Here is an 18,349-nt window from a genome sequence, read left to right as displayed (position 1 = left end):
TAATGCGCTGTGAACCTTTGTGTAAAATTATTGTGAGTGTGTTAAACTAATTAGATAACCAGGTTAATAATACGGCCTTTTACAACAATGATTTTTTTAAGCGGCTTACCATCCAGGTATTTTTGAACGTCGGCATTGTTGAGTACTATACTTTCAACCTCGCCGGTTTCAAGAGACAGAGAAATGCTTAAATTCATTTTGGTTTTGCCGTTAAAGGAAATAGGGTAAGCAAACTCGTTTTCAACCAGATACTCGGCATTAAATTTAGGGTAGTCCGCGTATGATAGTGTGCCTGCCTCGTTACCTAACAAGGTCCACAATTCTTCGCAAATGTGGGGCGCGTATGGCGATAATATCACCACCATATTTTGCAGAATAGAACGGTTGTTACACTTTAAATCGGTTAACTCGTTAACGGCAATCATAAAGCTTGATACCGAAGTATTGAACGAAAACCTGTCAATATCTTCCTCAACCTTGCGGATAATTTTGTGCAACGATTTTAACTCGGCCTTGGTTGGCTCAGCATCCGACACCTTAAACTCCCATGCCTCGTTATGGAACAAACGCCAAAACTTGCGTAAAAATTTAAACACGCCCTCAATGCCATTGGTGTTCCAGGGTTTACTCTGCTCAAGCGGGCCCAAAAACATTTCGTACATGCGCAGGGTATCGGCACCGTAACGCTCAATAATTAAATCAGGGTTAACGACGTTCAACTTCGATTTCGACATTTTCTCAACTTCACGCAAGCAAATGTATTTGCCATTCTCGTCAAGCTCTATTCCTTTGATATGTAATGCTCTAAATCTATCACTTTTTTTAAATTCTTCTACATCTAACTCATTTGTTAATGAATTTACCAAATCTATATTTATATGTAAAGGCGCTATGGCTGACATTTCCCTATCAAATGATGCATCTAAGCCAAAACTGCGAGCTTTATTTAAACTATGTTGTATTAGTTTAGAAGTCAAATCATCATACTCTCCAATAATTGCTTTGTCGTAAGAAGATTTAGGAATTATATATTTATCTGGTCCATCATAACCTCTCATTATTGCTGCCGGCCCTTCTGAACCATTTGCAATTGATACACCAACACCAAATCCATATACAAAAGCACTAACACCCTGTATCATCCCTTGGTTAATCAGCTTCTTGAAAGGTTCTTCTTCAACAACCAAACCAATGTCCTTCAAAAATTTATTCCAAAAGCGGCTGTATAATAAGTGGCCGGTGGCGTGCTCGCTTCCACCTATGTATAAGTCAACATCTTTCCAATAAGCTATGGCTTCTTTGCTTGCAAACTCGTTAGGGTTTTGCGCATCCATGTAGCGGTACCAGTACCAGCTTGAACCCGCCCAGCCGGGCATAGTCGAAAGCTCGTATTCGTAAGATTTAGAGGGGGCACTGTACTTCCAACCCTCGGCCCTTGCCAAAGGTGGTTCGCCGCTTTCGGTTGGCAGGTATTTATCAACTTCGGGTAGTATCAGGGGTAGTTCGCTTTCCTCTATTAAATACGGTAAGCCGTCTTTAAAATAAACGGGTACGGGCTCACCCCAGTAACGTTGGCGGCCAAAAATGGCATCGCGCATGCGGTAGTTTATTTTGGCGTAACCTGCGCCAATTTCTTCCAGTTTGGCAATTACGGCGGCGGTAGCTTCTTTGTAGCCTAAGCCATTTATAAAGTCCGAATTAATGTATTTACCTTCCTTGGTTGGGTCGGCCTCGGTTTCAATATTCTGAATATCGATGATCGGAATAATGGGCAAATTAAAATGTTTGGCAAACAAATAATCTCGCTGATCGCCCGATGGCACACCCATAACACAACCTGTACCATAGCCCGCCAAAACATAATCGGCAATCCAAATGGGTACTTTAGCACCGTTTAGCGGGTTAATTACGTAGCTTCCCGTAAATGCGCCCGATATGGTTTTGGTATCGGCCATACGGTCGAGTTCGCTTTTCTTTTTGGTTTGCGCAATGCAGGCATCAATTTCTGCCTTTTGCTCGGGCGTAGTTAATGCCTGTACCAACTCATGCTCCGGTGCAATAACAATGGTAGTTACCCCAAAAATAGTATCAACACGGGTGGTGAAAACTTCTAAAAACGTAGCGTTGAGTCTTGAGTCTTGAGTTTTTGGTACTGTGTCTTCTAACTGAAATTTCACCATCGCGCCAACGCTTTTGCCTATCCAGTTGCGTTGCATTTCTTTCAGTGGGTCTGGCCAGTCAATTTTGTCCAGGCCCTGTAATAAGCGTTCGGCATAGGCAGTAATGCGCATACTCCACTGCATCATCTTTTTTTGCTCAACAGGGTAGCCGCCGCGCTCGCTAAAACCGTCTTTCACCTCGTCGTTAGCCAATACGGTACCTAAGGCAGCGCACCAGTTAACTGTGCTTTCGCGAAGGTAGGTAAGGCGATATTTTAATAACTCGGTTTGTTTTTCATCATGGCTCAATGCTTTCCATTCCTCTGCTGTAAAGCTGGCGGTATCATCATCGCTAACCGCATTGATACCTTTCGATCCATTTTGTTCAAAATGCTCCGCCAATAAATCAATTGATTGTGCTTTATCGGCATCCTTATTATACCAACTGTTAAACAGTTGCATAAAAATCCACTGAGTCCACTTATAATAATCCGGCGAACTGGTGCGCACTTCGCGGCTCCAGTCGAACGAGAAACCTATCTGGTCCAGTTGGCGGCGATAGGTGGCAATGTTATCTTCGGTAGTAATGGCCGGGTGCTGGCCGGTTTGTATGGCATATTGTTCGGCAGGTAGCCCAAACGAATCGTAACCCATAGGGTGCAACACATTAAAACCCTTTAAACGTTTATAACGCGCAAAAATATCGGAAGCGATGTAACCCAGCGGGTGGCCAACATGCAAGCCCGCCCCCGATGGGTAAGGGAACATATCAAGCACATAATACTTGGGTTTTGACGATTGGCTATCGGCCTTAAAAGTTTGATTGGCGGCCCAAAACTGCTGCCATTTTTTCTCGATGTCTTTAAATTGGTAATCCATTACGCTATTTTCCGAATGAACTGCAAAAATAGTAAAAACCCTAACAGGTTGATAGGGTTAATTGATTACTTTAACCTTTTGATAATAGACGTGTTATTTTTTTAACGAGTGCGTATATTCGATATATCCGTAGCCTGAGTATTTGGGGCCTTCAACAATGAAAGTAAAAGTGCCATTGTCAATATTAACCACCCTGCATGGGTTATCAACCCCCGGACTTAAAGTAAACCGTGTAGTTGAGTTGATTGTATAAGTACCAGTTAGGTGCGTGCCTGGTACCAGGTTTTCAACGTAAGTGCCGTCCCCATTAAACTGAATATAATCTCCGGACACACCCGTATAAGAACTTTGTTGCCCGAGCAGCTTTCCATTAGTGTCATAGTTATTGCCAACTAAACTAACGTAATTCCACCTGCCTGTCATTTGTGTTTTCAGATCGGTTGAAGTAGAAGCCTGGTCTTTTTTACAGGCGGTAAAAACTAAAAATAATAAAATAATCAGCGTATAACTTTTCTTCATAAGGTAAAGAAAAGCTTTTTTTATTAGATTAAAATTAACAATCTGTTAACTATTTCTTATTCGAGTGTACGGGCTGCTCTTCGTTCTCATGCTTTTTGGCTATGTTCTCATTCTCAGGTTCATCGGCGTGGTATTCTTTATCCTCGCTTTTTACCACGCTTTTATGCCCGTTATCCTGTGGGCGGTGCGTAGGGGTATCTGCCGGTGATGGTTTATCGTGGTCGTTTGCTTCTTTTTTCATGGTGATGATATTTATATTGTATAAACCATTAGCTATGCGAATAGTTTTAACATGGCGCAATCCCCCAATAACTCAATAACAAATAGCCAATAACCACTCCCAAGCGTTAATTTTTGTTAAAATAATTACCCCAATAGTTCGGCTGCAAAATTTAAACAGAATAATATTTTACCTTTATGGCAACGTTTTTTTATTTTCGCAGATAGTTTAAAGCAACATGGAAGAATTTGAGGCCAGCATATCGGCAAAAAAAACCAAGGCAATATATATATCAACAGTATTTGGTATTGCTATGGTATTATTGATGATTGGCCTTTTGGGTTTGATATTGGTACATGCCAATAACCTGTCGCGCTATGTAAAAGAAAACATAGTACTTAATATTATAGTTGACGATGCCGCGCACGAAACCGACGTGATACAACTTAAAAAACAGCTTGACCAAAACCTGTATGTAAAGGATGCCGAGTACGTGAGCAAAGAATTAGCTGCCCGCAACCTGCAAAAAGACCTCGGTAAAGATTTTGTAAGCTTTTTAGGCTTTAACCCCCTGCCATCATCAATAGACGTGTATTTAAAGGCAGATTATGCCAACAATGTTAATATAGACCAGTTTAAGGCACAATTGCTAAAAAACCCATTGGTTAAGGAAGTGATCTACCAACGATCGTTAGTTGACCAAATGAACCAAAACTTAGGCTCAATTAGTTTGGTAGTTTTGGCTTTCGCCGGAATTTTCCTGGTAGTTTCGGTAGCGTTAATTAACAATACCATCAGGCTGGCCATTTATTCGCAGCGTTTTTTAATTAAATCTATGCAGTTGGTTGGCGCAACAAAAGGGTTTATCCGCAAACCGTTTTTATTGTACGGTATATGGCACGGCTTATTGGGCGGCCTTATAGCCGTTATATTGCTCATAGGTATGCTTTACCTGGCAACCATCCAAATACCCGATTTGGTTATACTACAAAGCAAAGCCGAGTTTGGCATTGTATTTTTAGGAGTAGTGGGTATAGGTATCTTAATTTCGGTATTGAGCACCTACTCGGCAGTGAGCAAATTCTTACGTTTAAAAATTTACGACCTTTACAGATAATGGCACAAAAACAAGTTAAACCTATTATAGCACAGCCGGTTAAAACAGCCGAAGCCCGTGCTTCACAAACAACAGCACCGGCGCAATTTGTGTTCGGTAAACAAAACTACCGCATATTTTTAGTAGCTATAGCCGTAGTAGTTATTGGCTTTGTGCTAATGAGCGGCACTACCGATATTTACGATACCCGTAAAATTGTTATAGCACCCCTTACCGTATTAGGTGGTTTCGCCATTGGCTTTTTTGCAATATTTAAAAAACCTGCTAACAAAGCATGAGCATACTACATGTAATTATCCTTGCTATAATTGAAGGGATAACAGAGTTTTTGCCCGTATCATCAACCGGGCACATGGTTATTGCAAGTTCTTTGATGGGTATAGATAAGGATGACTTTGTAAAACTCTTTGAAATTGTAATACAATTTGGAGCTATCCTTTCGGTAGTTGTATTGTATTTTAAACGATTTGTACGTTCGTTTGATTTTTATGTTAAGCTGCTTATAGCTTTTATCCCTGCGGCTATAGTAGGGGTATTGTTTAAAAAGAAGATCGACCTTTTGTTAGAGAGCCCACTGGTGGTAGCCATAACGCTGCTGGCTTACGGTATTGTGCTTTTATTTGTCGATCAATGGTTCAACAAAGTTGAGGTTGACGATTCGAACAAGATATCAAACGCCACAGCTTTTAAAATAGGCTTATTTCAGTGTTTATCCATTATTCCGGGTACTTCGCGCTCGGCAGCAACCATAGTTGGTGGTATGTCGCAAAAATTGAGTAGAACCGCAGCCGCCGAATTTTCATTCTTTTTGGCTGTACCTACCATGTTTGGCGCCACCTGCAAAGCGTTGTGGGATTACAAAAAAGACCACGCCGTTTTATTTACGGGCGAACAACTTAAGTTTTTGGTAGTGGGTAACGTTATCGCTTTTGTGGTAGCCATGCTGGCCATCAAAACCTTTATTACTTTTTTGGAGAAAAAAGGCTTTAAATTATTTGGCTACTACCGTATTATTATTGGTATAGTGTTAATAGCAATGTATTTTACCGGGCATTTGGCCTAAACAAAATCACAAAATTAAATGCTGAATTTTGGAATTTATCCGGAATTCAGCATTTGTTATTTAATAGAAACATCGTTGACTGAATCGAACTCAAAATTCCGGAAATTTAATTTTACCGAAGGCGAAATGCTATTGGTAAACAAGCCTTATAATTGGACGAGTTTTGATGTGGTTGGCAAAATACGCAACTCGTTAAAGCCGCTAAAGTTAAAGGTAGGCCACGCCGGCACGCTCGATCCGCTGGCTACCGGGCTGCTCATTATTTGCACCGGTAAACTTACCAAGCAAATAGATACCTTTCAGGCCGAGGAAAAAGAGTACACCGGCACCATGATACTGGGAGCCACCACGCCATCCTACGATATGGAAACCGATGAGGATGAAAAATTTGACATCGGCAATATTACCGACGAACAAATACTGAATAACACCGCGCAGTTTACCGGCGACATACAGCAATACCCCCCGGCACATTCGGCAGTGAAAATTAATGGTGAGCGCCTGTACGAAAAAGCGCGCCGTGGAGAAGAAGTGGAACTGCGTTTACGCTTTGTAACCATAAGCGAGTTTGAAATAACCCGTATTGCCTTACCCGAAGTGGACTTTAGGGTTGTTTGCAGCAAGGGTACATACATCCGCTCGTTGGTGAACGATTTTGGTCGGGCCTTAAATAATGGCGCATATCTGTCAAAACTGCGCCGAACCCGCAGCGGTAATTTTAACGTGAGCGATGCCTTTGAGGTAATGGAATTGGTTGAGCATATCCGATTGTTAAAAGTTGAGCCCGAATTGCTTAAATAACCTATTTTTGCACGTATAACATTCCCCGCCAGTACATGAAGATCTATAATAATATTGACGATTTTGAGTTGATAGAAAACGCCGTTGTAACCATTGGCACATTTGATGGCGTGCATACTGGTCACCGTAAAATTATAGCTAAAATACAGGAGCTTGCTAAAGAGTGCGGCGGCGAAACGGTTATACTAACTTTTTTTCCGCACCCGCGGATGATTTTGAACCCCGAAGACCAGAGCCTTAAACTCATCACCACCATAAGCGAAAAGGCTCAACTTTTAGAAGAATTAGGGGTTGACCACTTAATAGTTACCCCGTTTTCACGGGATTTTTCAAACCTATCGGCCCTGGAGTATATTCACGATGTTTTGGTGGCTAAAATTGGCATCAAAAAAATTGTGATAGGTTACGACCACCGTTTTGGAAAAGACCGCAAAGGCGGCCTTGAAGATTTGCAACGCCTAAGCAAAGTTTACGAGTTTGAGGTAATAGAAATACCCGAACAGGATGTTAATGATGTTGCCGTAAGCTCAACCAAAATACGCACGGCACTATTAAGCGACGATGTTGACCTGGCTAATCAGTTTTTAAGTTATCCTTTTTTTATCACCGGCAAGGTTATCCGTGGCGATCAAATTGGAAGGCAAATAGGTTACCCAACGGCCAATATCCTTATCCCCGAAAGCTACAAACTAATACCTGCCGACGGCATTTTTGCAGTTACCGTTGAGCTGCAAAGCGGTGTATACAAAGGTATGGCTTACATAGGGCACCGCCCAACCATTAACGGCATGACGCGTAATATTGAAGTTAACATCTTCGATTTTAACGAAGATATTTACGACCAGCAAATCCGCATGCATTTCCATCATTTTGTGCGTAGCGATATTAAATTTACCGGGCTCGATGAGCTTAAAATTCAATTAGCCAAGGATAGGGAAAGCGTGTTAGCGTTGTTAAAATAACATCTATCCCAATCATGTCATTGCGATTGCCACGCTTTCGCTCGCAACCACATAGTTTTTTATTTCTTGTAGTAGCCACCGTATTACCAATAGCGCGATTTAACAGATAACCCCTATATTAGTGTTTTACAACATCGCCTTTGGAAAAACTCGACCTCGATAAACAGGAAAGCGAATTTTTAAATCACGCCATTAACCATTGGGAAAAGGAAGGGCTTATTGATAAAGCCGTAGCCCAAACGCTCAGGCAGTCGTATGATATTAAGGGTTTTGATTGGATGCGCCTCGCCAAGTACTCGTTTTGGATAGCGCTTATCTGCGGCGGCATATCGTTCGGCTGGTTTATTATCGACGATGCGTTTATCAACTACATCAAAAAACTTTATTACACCCCAAACATTGTTATTGCCATCATATCGGCAGTAGCTGCTGTAGGGCTGTTTTTGTGGGAACGGCGCTTAAAGCGGATTTCTCCCGAAAAGGTTTTTAGCAACGAGGCTGTAACCTTTATGGCTGTTTTATTTACCGCCCTATGCATAGCATACCTTGGTAAAACGTTTGATAATGGTTCGGGACATTTTTCACTGCTTTTCCTTGTTTCGGTATTTGTGTATGGCATACTGGCCTGGAATATGGCGTCGCAAATGATATGGCTTTTTGCTCTCATTTCGCTGGGAAGTTGGTTTGGCAGCGAAACGGGCTATCAAACACATTGGGGCTACTACTTTTTAGGGATGAATTATCCGCTGCGCTTTGTACTGTTCGGCGGGGTTATCGTAACTGCTGGGGCAATACTAAAAAGTAAAACATGGTTTAAGCAATTTGCCGATATTACTTATATCACGGGCTTATTGTACCTTTTCCTTTCGCTATGGTTTTTGTCGTTTTTTGGTAACTATGCCAATTTCGATCAATGGTGGCCGGTTAAGCAAATCACGCTGTTTTATTGGGGCATTATTGCAGCCGCTTTTTTTGGCGGATTTTTGTTTTACGGGTTAAAAAATAACGATGTAATAGCCCGCGAGTTTGGCATAACTTTCCTCATCATATTAATCTATACCAAATACTTTGAGTATTTTTGGAGCAACACCAACAAGCCGCTTTTTTTTGCTATCCTGGCTGTTTCGTTCTGGTTCATTGGCCGCCGGGCCGAGAAGATATGGAACGTAAGGAGTGCTAAAAGGGAGAAATAAGGGCTTCTGGGACGAAAAAAATCATACAATTAAAAGCAACTTTCATCATTCTATATATTGAGTATGGCTACAGAAGTTAAGTGTCCGGGATGCGGTAATGTATTTCCTTTAGAGGAAGCCATGACCGAGGAGTATAAAAAGGAACTGCGCGAAAAGATGCAAACCTTTACCCGCCAAAAGGAAGATGAGTATCAGCGCAAGCTGGACGAGTTTAGCAAAAAGGAGCAACAGCAATTGTTGCAGTTTGAGCATAAGTTGAACAGCGAAAAAAAAGCTTTGCAGTTGAGCCTGGAAGAAAACCTGCGCAAAACCATAGCCGCCGATTTTGAGAACGAGTTAAAAATGTTGCAAAGCAATAATAAAGATGCTGAGGAAAAGCTCAAAGCTTCGCGCTTAAAGGAGCTGGAATTTTTGCAGAAAGAACAACAGTTAAAAACCCGCGAAGAAGAAATGGAAATTAATCTGCAACGCAAATTGCAGGAGCAGCGCAACGAACTGGCCGAACAAATACGCAAGCAGGAAGCCGAAAAAAGTTTGCTTAAAGATAGCGAACACCAAATGCTGATAATGGAATACAAGAAAAAACTGGAGGACCAGAGCAGGCTTGTTGAAGAAATGAAGCGTAAAGCCGAGCAGGGTTCTACACAGTTGCAGGGCGAGGTGCAGGAGTTGGTTTTAGAAGAATTATTACGCAACAGTTTCCCTTTTGATGTGATAAGCGAGGTGGGCAAAGGTGTTAGAGGGGCCGATTGCGTGCAAACCGTGCGCAACCAGTTTGGGCAGGAGTGTGGCCGCATCATCTACGAAAGTAAACGCACTACAGCCTTTGGTGGCGATTGGATTGAGAAGCTTAAAAAAGATATGCGCGCCAACGGGGTTGATGTTGCCGTTATTGTTACCCAGTGTTACCCTAAAGGGATGGACTGTTTTGGCGAGCGCGAGGGCGTTTGGGTATGTTCGTTTGAAGAGGCGAAGGCTGTGGCGTCGGTACTGCGCGATGGTATTATCAGGCTGTATAATGCCACACGGTCGCAAGAGAACAAGGGCGATAAAATGCACCTGCTGTATGATTACCTTACCGGGACAGAGTTTTCTGAACAATGGAAGGCAATTCGTGAAGGGTTTATGAGTATGCGTATATCCATTCAGCGTGAGCGCGATGCGATGGAAAAGCTTTGGAAGGCCCGCGAAAAACAATTGGAAAAAGTATTACTGAATGCGGCCCATATTCGTGGTTCTATCGAAGGTATTGCCGGCAGCGAGAACATACAACTAAGCTTAACCGATGATACCGATGAGCTGTTAATTGAATAATTGAGTTTGCTTGTTACAGCATCGTGGCTTCATAAAAATAAAAAAAAGGCCGGGATCGTACCCACAGATACCCGGCCAAAGCACACCATTAACTATACACTAAACTAAAATCAATTTTAATTACTCCGGTTAAATTAAAATTGATAACCGGAACTTGCCTTTTTAAATGGCATTAGCTTGATAGCAAGCTATATAAGCTATAGATTCTTACAAGCAATTTTACGGCATTCCCAAAAAAAGGTTTCATTTTATGAGGCGTAATTCAAAAAAAACAGTTATGTTAATTTTTTTAATCAAAAATTAACATAATGATACATTTTAGGCCTTTTGCTTAGTGAATTATTCAATTTTCCTAAAAAATAATGCTGGTAAGATTTCAATTGTCAAAAAAAAGTAATATATTGCAGGTGAAATATGAAGCCTTACCTGTCAGTTTTTTTCTTTATTTTGTTTAGTTGCGTTGCTTTAACTGCAAATGCGGCGCATAAACCAAAAAATAATTCGGCAGTTAAAGATAAAGGAGCTAACTCAACTGTAAATACCGCCGAAGTTTGTGCCGATGATATTTTATATTTTGCCGAAACATTAATAGGCACTCGCTACAGAACTGCCGCTGCTAACCCCTTGTATGGTTTTGATTGTTCGGGGTTTGTAAGTTATGTTTTTAAAAATTTCAATTTTGCTGTGCCGCGTTCTTCGTGCGAATTTATCAGCGTAGGCGAAAAAATAAAACTTGAGGATGCCCTTCCCGGAGATATTATTTTATTTACTGGTACAAGTAAAAAGAGCCGACGCATTGGTCATATAGGCATTTTGGTGAGTAACCAAAATAGCGAAGTAACATTTATTCATTCAACATCGGGTAAAGAACATGGCGTTACCATTACCGCAATGGACGACCGGTACAAACGCAGGTTTGTACAAATAATACGTTTGCTGAAACAGAACGACGAGCCTCAAACAGCTACCTTATAATCCAAACTTTTTCCTGCCAAAATAAAATGCCATTTGTGCGGTTTGTAGCCTATACCGTAACCTTTTGGATTGCAATACCGTATAAATGCTATTTTAACTATTTTGATTAAATTATTACTCTGCCGATTACGCCAAACAGGCCATTATGTTGGCTTAATGCTTATTTTAATAATAAGCTCTACCCCGTACTCCAAAGCTCAACAGCGTGAACTTGATAGTTTAGAAAGTGTATTGCGAAAGCATCCCAAAAAAGATACTGGCCGGGTTGATATACTCAACCAGTTATCGTTAATGTATTACGATACTAAATCAAGCCGGCTTAAAATCTATGGTAACGAGGCACTAAGTTTATCGCTCCGGTTAAATTACAAACCCGGCCAGGCAATGGCTTATAAAAATTTAGGATTAGGGTACCTTGCAGCCAACGCAAACCCGGTTGCGCTTGATTATTTTAGTAAGGCCCTCAACATATTTACCGCCCTGCACGATAATTTGAATACGGCCCGCGTGCTCAATAACATCGGTTATTTTTATGGCCTGATAAAAGACTATGACCAAGAATTGAATTACATGTTAAAGGCTTACAACCAGGCCAAAGGTTCGGGTAATGCAGCAGTTTTAACCGTACTTTTAGGAAACATTGGTAATGCTTACGAAATGGGCAACCGGTTTGAAAAAGCACGCCAATATTACATCCAGTCGTTAAACCTGGCTCAACAAAAGCAAATAACCGGCGGCGTTGTTGCCGCTTATTCTAATTTAGCATCGGTTAGCCTGAAGGAAAAAAAATATGCCGAGGCCATGCAATATTGCGACAAGGTTTTGCTGTTAAAAAGCGTGAGTGATAATTTTAAACCGCGCGATTTGGCTAATATTTATACCATAAAGGGTAAAATTCATTACAACTTAAAGGAGTATGATAAGGCCAGGCAAATGTTTACCGAAAGCTCGGCAATAGCTGGTTTTATTGGTAACGCCGAGTATTTAAGCCAAAATTACTACAGCTTATATCTTTTAGACTCTATAAAGGGCGATTTTCGCGGAGCTTTAAAAAATTATTCGCAATACGTCAAACTTGATGATAGCCTTGTTGATGTTAATAAAAACATATTGGCTTCGTTGTACCAGGTAAAATTCGATTCGGAAAAGCGAATTGCCGAAAACTCCCGTTTAAAAATTGAGCAGGAAAAAAATACAACCATTATTGGCCAGCAGCATACCAGCCAAATAGTGCTTATTGTTGGTTTTTTAATTATATTAATTGGTGCTGTTTACTTGTTTAGGATAAATAACCAGGTGAAAGCTAAAAGCCAAATAATTGAAGAGCAAAACCAGATATTGGAAAACAACAATATGGTGAAGGATAAGCTGTTCTCGGTAATATCGCACGATTTGCGGAGCCCCATAACCCAGGTGATAGGTTTGCTTGATTTGTGGGAAGCAGGCGAAATGAACCAGGCAGAAATGGCAGTTGTAACCCCAGCCGTTAAAAGCAGCATCAGGCATACGCTGGAGCTGCTTGATAATTTATTAATATGGTCTAAAAATCAATTACAGGGTTTTAATTTTAATCCCTTGGTTTTTGATTTGAGGTACCTTGCTACCGAAAACATTAAAGGGTTGCAATCGCTAATCCAAAAAAAGCAACTTGTTGTTAAAAACGATATCAGGCTTGATACCTTGGTTTACGCCGATATGGAGATGATAAAAATTGTGCTGCGCAACCTCATATCCAACGCTATTAAGTTTACTCCCGATAAAGGTATTATCCGCATTAGCAGTTACACTAAAAACAGTGAGATTATAATTTGTGTTGAAGATAATGGCATAGGTATTAAAAGCGGCGATCAGGATAAAATATTTTCCTTTACATCGCACACCACCCTGGGTACCGCTAACGAAAAGGGTACAGGGATAGGCCTCAAAATATGCCGCGATTTTATTGAACTAAACAATGGCCACATTTGGATGCATAGCGAAGAGGATAAGGGTAGCAAATTTTATATTTCGCTGCCGCTTAATATTGCTGCTATGCCCAAAACAACAGCTGTAGCTGTTTAATAATGTGGTAAAGCGCAAAGGCAAAAAACAAAGCAGCAATACAGGTATTGATGGCGCGGGTGCTTAACTCAAACTTACTTTGAAAATAACCAGCTACTCTGGAGTATATAAACAGGCATAAAAACGCCCCCGCTGCCGAGCCTAAACTAAAAATAATAAGTGGTAAGGTGCCTGTTGTTATCCATCCGTGGGCAATTACGTAAGTTCCGCATATCATCCAAAACGGTATCTGCATGGGGTTTACAAAGCCTAATACAATGCCATATTTTATACTGTCGTATTTAGAGTAATCGGTGGTTGGTGCTTTTTTCCGGTTTATCCAGGTAACAAGGGCCAGGGTAGTAAAAAGTACTATCATCACCCAATCAATAATAATATCCAGTTTTATTTGGCCCGCCAGCCAGTTTGCCGCATGAATAATGAACCAGGTAAAAAAAAACTCGATGCACGAAAACGCTATGATAAAGTAAAGGGCTTGTTTAGTGCCGCGGTTTATAGCAATTTGAACCAGCGTTAAATTGATATTTCCGGGCGGAATATAACCCATAAAGTTAATGGCCAGCCCAAGTAAAAAGGTTAAAAACATCATTACCCAAATTAAGGGCTTTTTGCGCTTACGTGCAATTTTTAATGAGATGAGGCATTGCATACCATAGATTTGTACATTTGCGCAATAATGACAAACCGTAATATTATTTCGCTTTTACCCGCAGCTACCGAAATTGTTTGCGCCCTGGGGCTGGAGCAAAACCTGGTGGGCCGCTCGCACGAATGCGACTATCCCTTATCCATTCAAAATTTGCCGGTATGCAGCCAGGCTAAATTTATGCCCGGCTCAAGCAGCCAGCAAATTGACAGGCAGGTAAAAGAGATACTGAGCGATGCTTTATCCATCTACACCGTAAATAAGGAGTTAATTAAACAACTAAAACCCGATGTGGTAATAACGCAGGCGCAGTGCGAGGTTTGTGCAGTAACCCTTAAAGACGTAGAACTTGCCTTAGAAAATTTGCTTGATAAAGATGCAAGTATCATATCGTTACAACCCAATACGCTTGCCGATATAATTACCGATATAAAATTAATTGCTGACGCCCTGGATGCAGCCCCGGAAGCTGAACTTTTAATTGAGAGGCTTAACGAGCGCATTGATATTGTTAAGCATAAAATTAAATTTATTGCCGATAAACCAACGGTAGCCTGCGTAGAGTGGATTGAACCCTTAATGTTAGCCGGAAACTGGACACCCGAACTGATTGATATTGCAGGAGGCCAGTCTGTTTTAGCCGAAAAAGGCAAGCACTCGCCATTTGTGCAATGGGAGGCAATACAACAACAAGACCCTGATATTATAATAGTTGCGCCATGCGGTTTTGCTATGGAACGCACCATGAGGGAGATGAGCCTGCTTTTAGCTTTACCTGGCTTCGCCGAAATGAAAGCCGTTAAAAACAACCGTTTATATATTGCCGATGGTAACCAGTATTTTAACCGCTCGGGCCCGCGCATTGTGGATACTGTAGAGATACTGGCCGAAATTATTAACCCCAAACAATTTATATTTGGTTACGAGGGCGAAGGCTGGATAAAGTTTTCGGTTTAAAACTTAGCATTAACGCCTACAAAATAATTTCGCGAAGGCGCGGGGTTATAATACCGGGCTGCTGCCGCGTTCAAATCATTGCCCAGGCTATACCGCTGGTTTAGCAAGTTATCGGCCCCGGCGTATAAGTTAAATTGTGATTGGCCTATCAGCAGTAACCAACCTGCCTTTGCTTGCAGTAAATGATAGCTTGATGCATAAACGGTATTAGCGTCGTTAAGCGGTGCTTTATCGGTAAAGCTATACTGTGTAAATACATAAAAACGCTGCGGAAGCAAGGCATATACACTGCTTACTAAGTTGTTTTTTGGTACTCCGGTTAAGTTATTGCCCGAAAAACTTGTTGTTGCATTGCTATAATCCCGAAAGGTGAATTGGCTGTAAGTGTAGCTTTGGTTAAATTGTAATCCCCGCAAAAAACCAATAGCTTTTTGCCTGAGTAGCCAACCCGTAAAATAAACCTCCAGGCCTGGCTGGTTGGTGCCACCTGCATTAATATAATACGTTGAGCCATCGGGGTGCATTTGCTGAATAATGGCGTTATTGAGCCGGTAATAAAATACCGAAGCATCCAGCAAAAAGCGTTCGCTTTTATCGCGCAGCCTAAAACCTGTTTCGTAATTATAACCATCCTGGGCTTGTAGCAGCGGGTTTATGGTATGGTCGGTTGGCCTAACTTCTGCGGTGGTAGGGGTGGAGTAACCGCGGCTTACGGATGAGCGCCATATCAAATTATTGGTTATTTGGTAAGATGCTGCCAGCCTCGGCATTAGCTCGGCATTAAACGGCCTTTTAATAAAACCGGTTTGTGCAAGCGGGTACAGGTTTTGAAACTGGTACTGGTAATTATTAAGGCTAAGGGCGGCCTCGATAGTGAGTTTTTGATTGATGTGGCCCTCAAAACGGGTAAAAATAAAACTCTGTATGGTATGGATATAGTCCTGCGTTTGCGTGGTGTCTTTATTGCCGTGGTTGTTTCCGTAGTTGCCTATGTCCGAATTGGTTTGTTGCCATTCGCCGCCCAGGTTCAATTTCCAGGTAAAGTTTTGTTTAGGTTTGCCCGATAGTTCAAAATAAGTGCGCAGACCAATTGTGTTTTCGGCCCGTTGCTCATATGTGGTGAACGATGGGTTTGTAAAGTTAACGTGGGTGCCAAAAATAGAAAATACATTGCGTAGCGTTGGGGTTAGCCGCATATTATTTACTAAACCACCAAACAACATTTTACTATAAACAGCAGCTTTTAAATCCTGTGCGGACGGCGTTGCTTTGGTGGCCAGCCGTGCATCCTGCGGGTTGGTTTGAAATTGCGCCAGCGTGAGCCCTCCGGGAGTTTGATAATTCATATCCGAATAAAATGCAATTGCCCGTAACTGGTGACTGCCCGCATAATTAAGCTGATTAATAAGCTGGAAATACTTGCGTTGCATACTGCTGTTTTGCCGGTAGCCATTGTAATTTTGATATGCTTCGCCAATATTAAGCGTATTGTTTCCGGTTTTGTTTTGAACGGACGCCGTTTGATGCAGCAAACCAAACGAGCCACCATTAATACCAAGGCTAACCGTATTACTATGGGCATGCTTATCAACTGGATTTATTAAAACAACACCGCCGGAGTTGGCGCCAAATAAACTACCGTCGGGCCCTTTTAGTATTTCTATGCTGTTAATACTGTTTACATCAATGGCGTTTAAATAGGTATTACCGCCGGCATCGGTTAAGGGTATTTCGTCAAAGTAAATTTTAACATCGCGTACACCGAACGGGGAGCGCAGCAAACTGCCACGAATAGCCAGCCGGTAACTTCCCGGCGAACGTTCTTCCATGCGCACACCCGGCACAGTATTGAGGATATTGACCAACGAATTGCCGGATTGCAAGCTTAATTGCCCGTTATTTAAAACGCTTGCCGATGCAGGTATATTAAGCAACAATTGCTCCGAAAGGTAACCCCTAACGGTTACCTGGTTTAGGTGGTGGCTGGTGTCTGCACGGCTGGTATCGCGCTTTTGGGCAGCGGCTGTTAAACTTGCCATAACAACAATAAACACAAACACTAATTTGCAAAGCTTGTAAGGCATAGTTTAAAAGCAATAAATATAGGCTTTTAGAGTTATTTGTAAACTTTTTAAAGGCACAATATAATTAGGGGTTTACGCTCACCTTCCATATTTTGTTGGATGTATCATCGGCTATTAATAACGCTCCATCTTTGGCAATGGCAACGCCAACCGGGCGGCCATGTACCTGGTGCTTTTCGGCATCCGCAATAAAGCCGGTTAAAAAATCTTCGGGTTTGCCGGGTTTGCCATGAGTAAAAGGGACAAACAGAACCTTATAACCAACCAGTGTAGAACTGTTCCACGAGCCATGCTGCGTTACAAATGCACCGCGCCAGTACTTAGCCGGAAAAGCCTTTGCAATATAAAAGGCCAAACCCAATGATGCTGTATGCGCACCTAAAGAAACATCGGGCACCAAGGTTTTTTTAACCATGTCAGGCCGTTCGCCTTTATGGTTTGGGTCTTCGTGCTGCCCAAAGTAGGCGTATGGCCAGCCGTAAAATGCACTATCTTTGACACTGGTTAAGTAATCGGGTACTAACTCGTCGCCCAAATCATCGCGCTCGTTAACCGATGCCCAAAGCTGGTAATTAAACGGATTAATACTGATACCTGCCGGGTTGCGTAAACCACTGGCATAAACCCTTTGTTGCGAACCATCGGGCTTTATCTGCAAAATATCGGCCCTTCGAACTTCGTTATCCATGCCGTGTTCGCCGTCGTTACTGCCCGAACCTACCGAAACAAATAAATGCGTGCTATCGCCGCTCACAATTACATTGCGTGTCCAGTGGTTATTGTATCCGCCGGCGGGCAGGTCGAGTAATTTTTTGCCCGTTGCGGTAATGCGTGTTTGGCCCTGCTGATATGGGTAGGCCCATAAACCATCGGTACAGGCAACATAAAAATAATTGCGCCAAATAAGCATCCCGTAAGGTTGGTTTAAGCCGCTTAAAAATACTCCAAGGTTTTGCGGCTTGCCGTTTACCTCTCTAAATAAAATAATATCGTTTTTGCTTTTGCCCAGGTATTGCGATTTTGTGATGCCTAAAATAGCTGCGCCCCAACGTTTAACCGTGCCAAGCTCGGTATTAGCTTCCGAAACAAATACATCGCCGTTGCGACCCACATAAATATTGCGGGGGTTGGTTAAGCTATCGCCAAACAGGCTTACTTTAAAACCGGCAGGTGCTATGGGCATTGCCTTGTTCCAGCCAATAACATCGCAATAAACTTTGGTGCTTTTTGTGGCGTAAGGTGCAGGCAGTTCAATTGTGCCAATGCCTGTGGCTACACTGGCTTTACTTTGGTCGGCCTGTTGAGGTGGCGAACAGGCGGCAAACACCATGATAAAAAAAAGCGGGGCCAGTATTTTTTTCATACAGTTAAGTATCAATAGAATTTGATACTTAACTGA

The 18,349-nt window shown here is 41.9% G+C and carries 16 protein-coding genes; 10 read left to right on the top strand and 6 right to left on the bottom strand.

Features of this window, described 5'->3' with window-relative positions; all coding sequences use genetic code 11:
- Positions 1-50: 50 nt before the first annotated feature.
- From BDD43_RS01495 to BDD43_RS01485, 3 genes are all read right to left on the bottom strand, one after another.
- Complete coding sequence (locus BDD43_RS01495; RefSeq protein ID WP_121195914.1) at positions 51-3,038, bottom strand: leucine--tRNA ligase; 2,988 nt, start codon at positions 3,036-3,038, stop codon at positions 51-53.
- A gap of 93 nt (positions 3,039-3,131) precedes the next feature.
- Positions 3,132-3,557, bottom strand: coding sequence for a hypothetical protein (locus tag BDD43_RS01490; protein ID WP_121195913.1), 426 nt, complete (start codon positions 3,555-3,557; stop codon positions 3,132-3,134).
- Between the two features lie 49 nt (positions 3,558-3,606).
- On the bottom strand, positions 3,607-3,798 hold the full coding sequence (locus BDD43_RS01485) for a hypothetical protein (protein WP_147425542.1): 192 nt from the start codon (positions 3,796-3,798) through the stop codon (positions 3,607-3,609).
- Positions 3,799-4,015: 217 nt separating this feature from the next.
- On the opposite strand from BDD43_RS01485, the gene BDD43_RS01480 reads away from it, so the two are divergent.
- The 9 genes from BDD43_RS01480 to BDD43_RS01440 all read left to right on the top strand — a co-directional run bounded on the left by BDD43_RS01480 (position 4,016) and on the right by BDD43_RS01440 (position 13,263).
- Positions 4,016-4,894: a cell division protein FtsX gene (locus BDD43_RS01480; RefSeq protein ID WP_121195910.1), complete on the top strand. Its 879-nt coding sequence runs from the start codon at positions 4,016-4,018 to the stop codon at positions 4,892-4,894.
- Positions 4,894-5,172, top strand: coding sequence for a DUF3098 domain-containing protein (locus BDD43_RS01475; RefSeq protein ID WP_121195908.1), 279 nt, complete (start codon positions 4,894-4,896; stop codon positions 5,170-5,172). Before BDD43_RS01480 ends, BDD43_RS01475 begins: the two co-directional genes overlap by 1 nt.
- A complete protein-coding gene (locus BDD43_RS01470; protein WP_121195906.1) occupies positions 5,169-5,957 on the top strand; it encodes an undecaprenyl-diphosphate phosphatase in 789 nt (262 codons plus the stop codon). The genes BDD43_RS01475 and BDD43_RS01470 overlap by 4 nt, the downstream gene beginning before the upstream one ends.
- 126 nt (positions 5,958-6,083) lie before the next feature.
- The gene (gene truB, locus BDD43_RS01465) at positions 6,084-6,758 is read left to right on the top strand and encodes a tRNA pseudouridine(55) synthase TruB (protein ID WP_394339628.1); all 675 of its coding nucleotides are present in this window, start codon (positions 6,084-6,086) and stop codon (positions 6,756-6,758) included.
- 35 nt (positions 6,759-6,793) lie between these two features.
- Positions 6,794-7,720 (top strand): bifunctional riboflavin kinase/FAD synthetase, encoded by a 927-nt coding sequence (locus tag BDD43_RS01460; protein ID WP_121195903.1) that lies wholly within the window; start codon positions 6,794-6,796, stop codon positions 7,718-7,720.
- Positions 7,721-7,860: 140 nt separating this feature from the next.
- Positions 7,861-8,913, top strand: a complete 1,053-nt coding sequence (locus BDD43_RS01455) for a DUF2157 domain-containing protein (RefSeq protein WP_121195902.1) — start codon at positions 7,861-7,863, stop codon at positions 8,911-8,913.
- Between the two features lie 63 nt (positions 8,914-8,976).
- Positions 8,977-10,227: a DUF2130 domain-containing protein gene (locus BDD43_RS01450; protein WP_121195900.1), complete on the top strand. Its 1,251-nt coding sequence runs from the start codon at positions 8,977-8,979 to the stop codon at positions 10,225-10,227.
- A 414-nt stretch (positions 10,228-10,641) separates the two neighbouring features.
- On the top strand, positions 10,642-11,202 hold the full coding sequence (locus BDD43_RS01445) for a C40 family peptidase (RefSeq protein WP_121195899.1): 561 nt from the start codon (positions 10,642-10,644) through the stop codon (positions 11,200-11,202).
- 156 nt (positions 11,203-11,358) lie between these two features.
- Positions 11,359-13,263, top strand: coding sequence for a tetratricopeptide repeat-containing sensor histidine kinase (locus BDD43_RS01440; protein ID WP_147425541.1), 1,905 nt, complete (start codon positions 11,359-11,361; stop codon positions 13,261-13,263).
- Here the strand turns inward: BDD43_RS01440 and BDD43_RS01435 are convergent.
- Positions 13,232-13,852: a LysE family transporter gene (locus tag BDD43_RS01435; protein ID WP_121201843.1), complete on the bottom strand. Its 621-nt coding sequence runs from the start codon at positions 13,850-13,852 to the stop codon at positions 13,232-13,234. The two genes, BDD43_RS01440 and BDD43_RS01435, sit on opposite strands and share 32 nt — an antisense overlap.
- An 87-nt stretch (positions 13,853-13,939) precedes the next feature.
- On the opposite strand from BDD43_RS01435, the gene BDD43_RS01430 reads away from it, so the two are divergent.
- Positions 13,940-14,866 (top strand): cobalamin-binding protein, encoded by a 927-nt coding sequence (locus tag BDD43_RS01430; protein WP_121195896.1) that lies wholly within the window; start codon positions 13,940-13,942, stop codon positions 14,864-14,866.
- Here the strand turns inward: BDD43_RS01430 and BDD43_RS01425 are convergent.
- Positions 14,863-16,905: a TonB-dependent receptor gene (locus BDD43_RS01425; RefSeq protein ID WP_246001401.1), complete on the bottom strand. Its 2,043-nt coding sequence runs from the start codon at positions 16,903-16,905 to the stop codon at positions 14,863-14,865. The two genes, BDD43_RS01430 and BDD43_RS01425, sit on opposite strands and share 4 nt — an antisense overlap.
- Positions 16,906-17,014: 109 nt before the next feature.
- A complete protein-coding gene (locus tag BDD43_RS01420; protein WP_121195893.1) occupies positions 17,015-18,313 on the bottom strand; it encodes a PQQ-dependent sugar dehydrogenase in 1,299 nt (432 codons plus the stop codon).
- Between the last annotated feature and the right edge of the window lie 36 nt (positions 18,314-18,349).

The sequence above is a fragment of the Mucilaginibacter gracilis genome, from assembly GCF_003633615.1.
Lineage (GTDB): Bacteria > Bacteroidota > Bacteroidia > Sphingobacteriales > Sphingobacteriaceae > Mucilaginibacter > Mucilaginibacter gracilis.
Note: the sequence above shows the minus strand (reverse complement) of the source record. Positions and strands in the feature narration are given on the sequence as shown.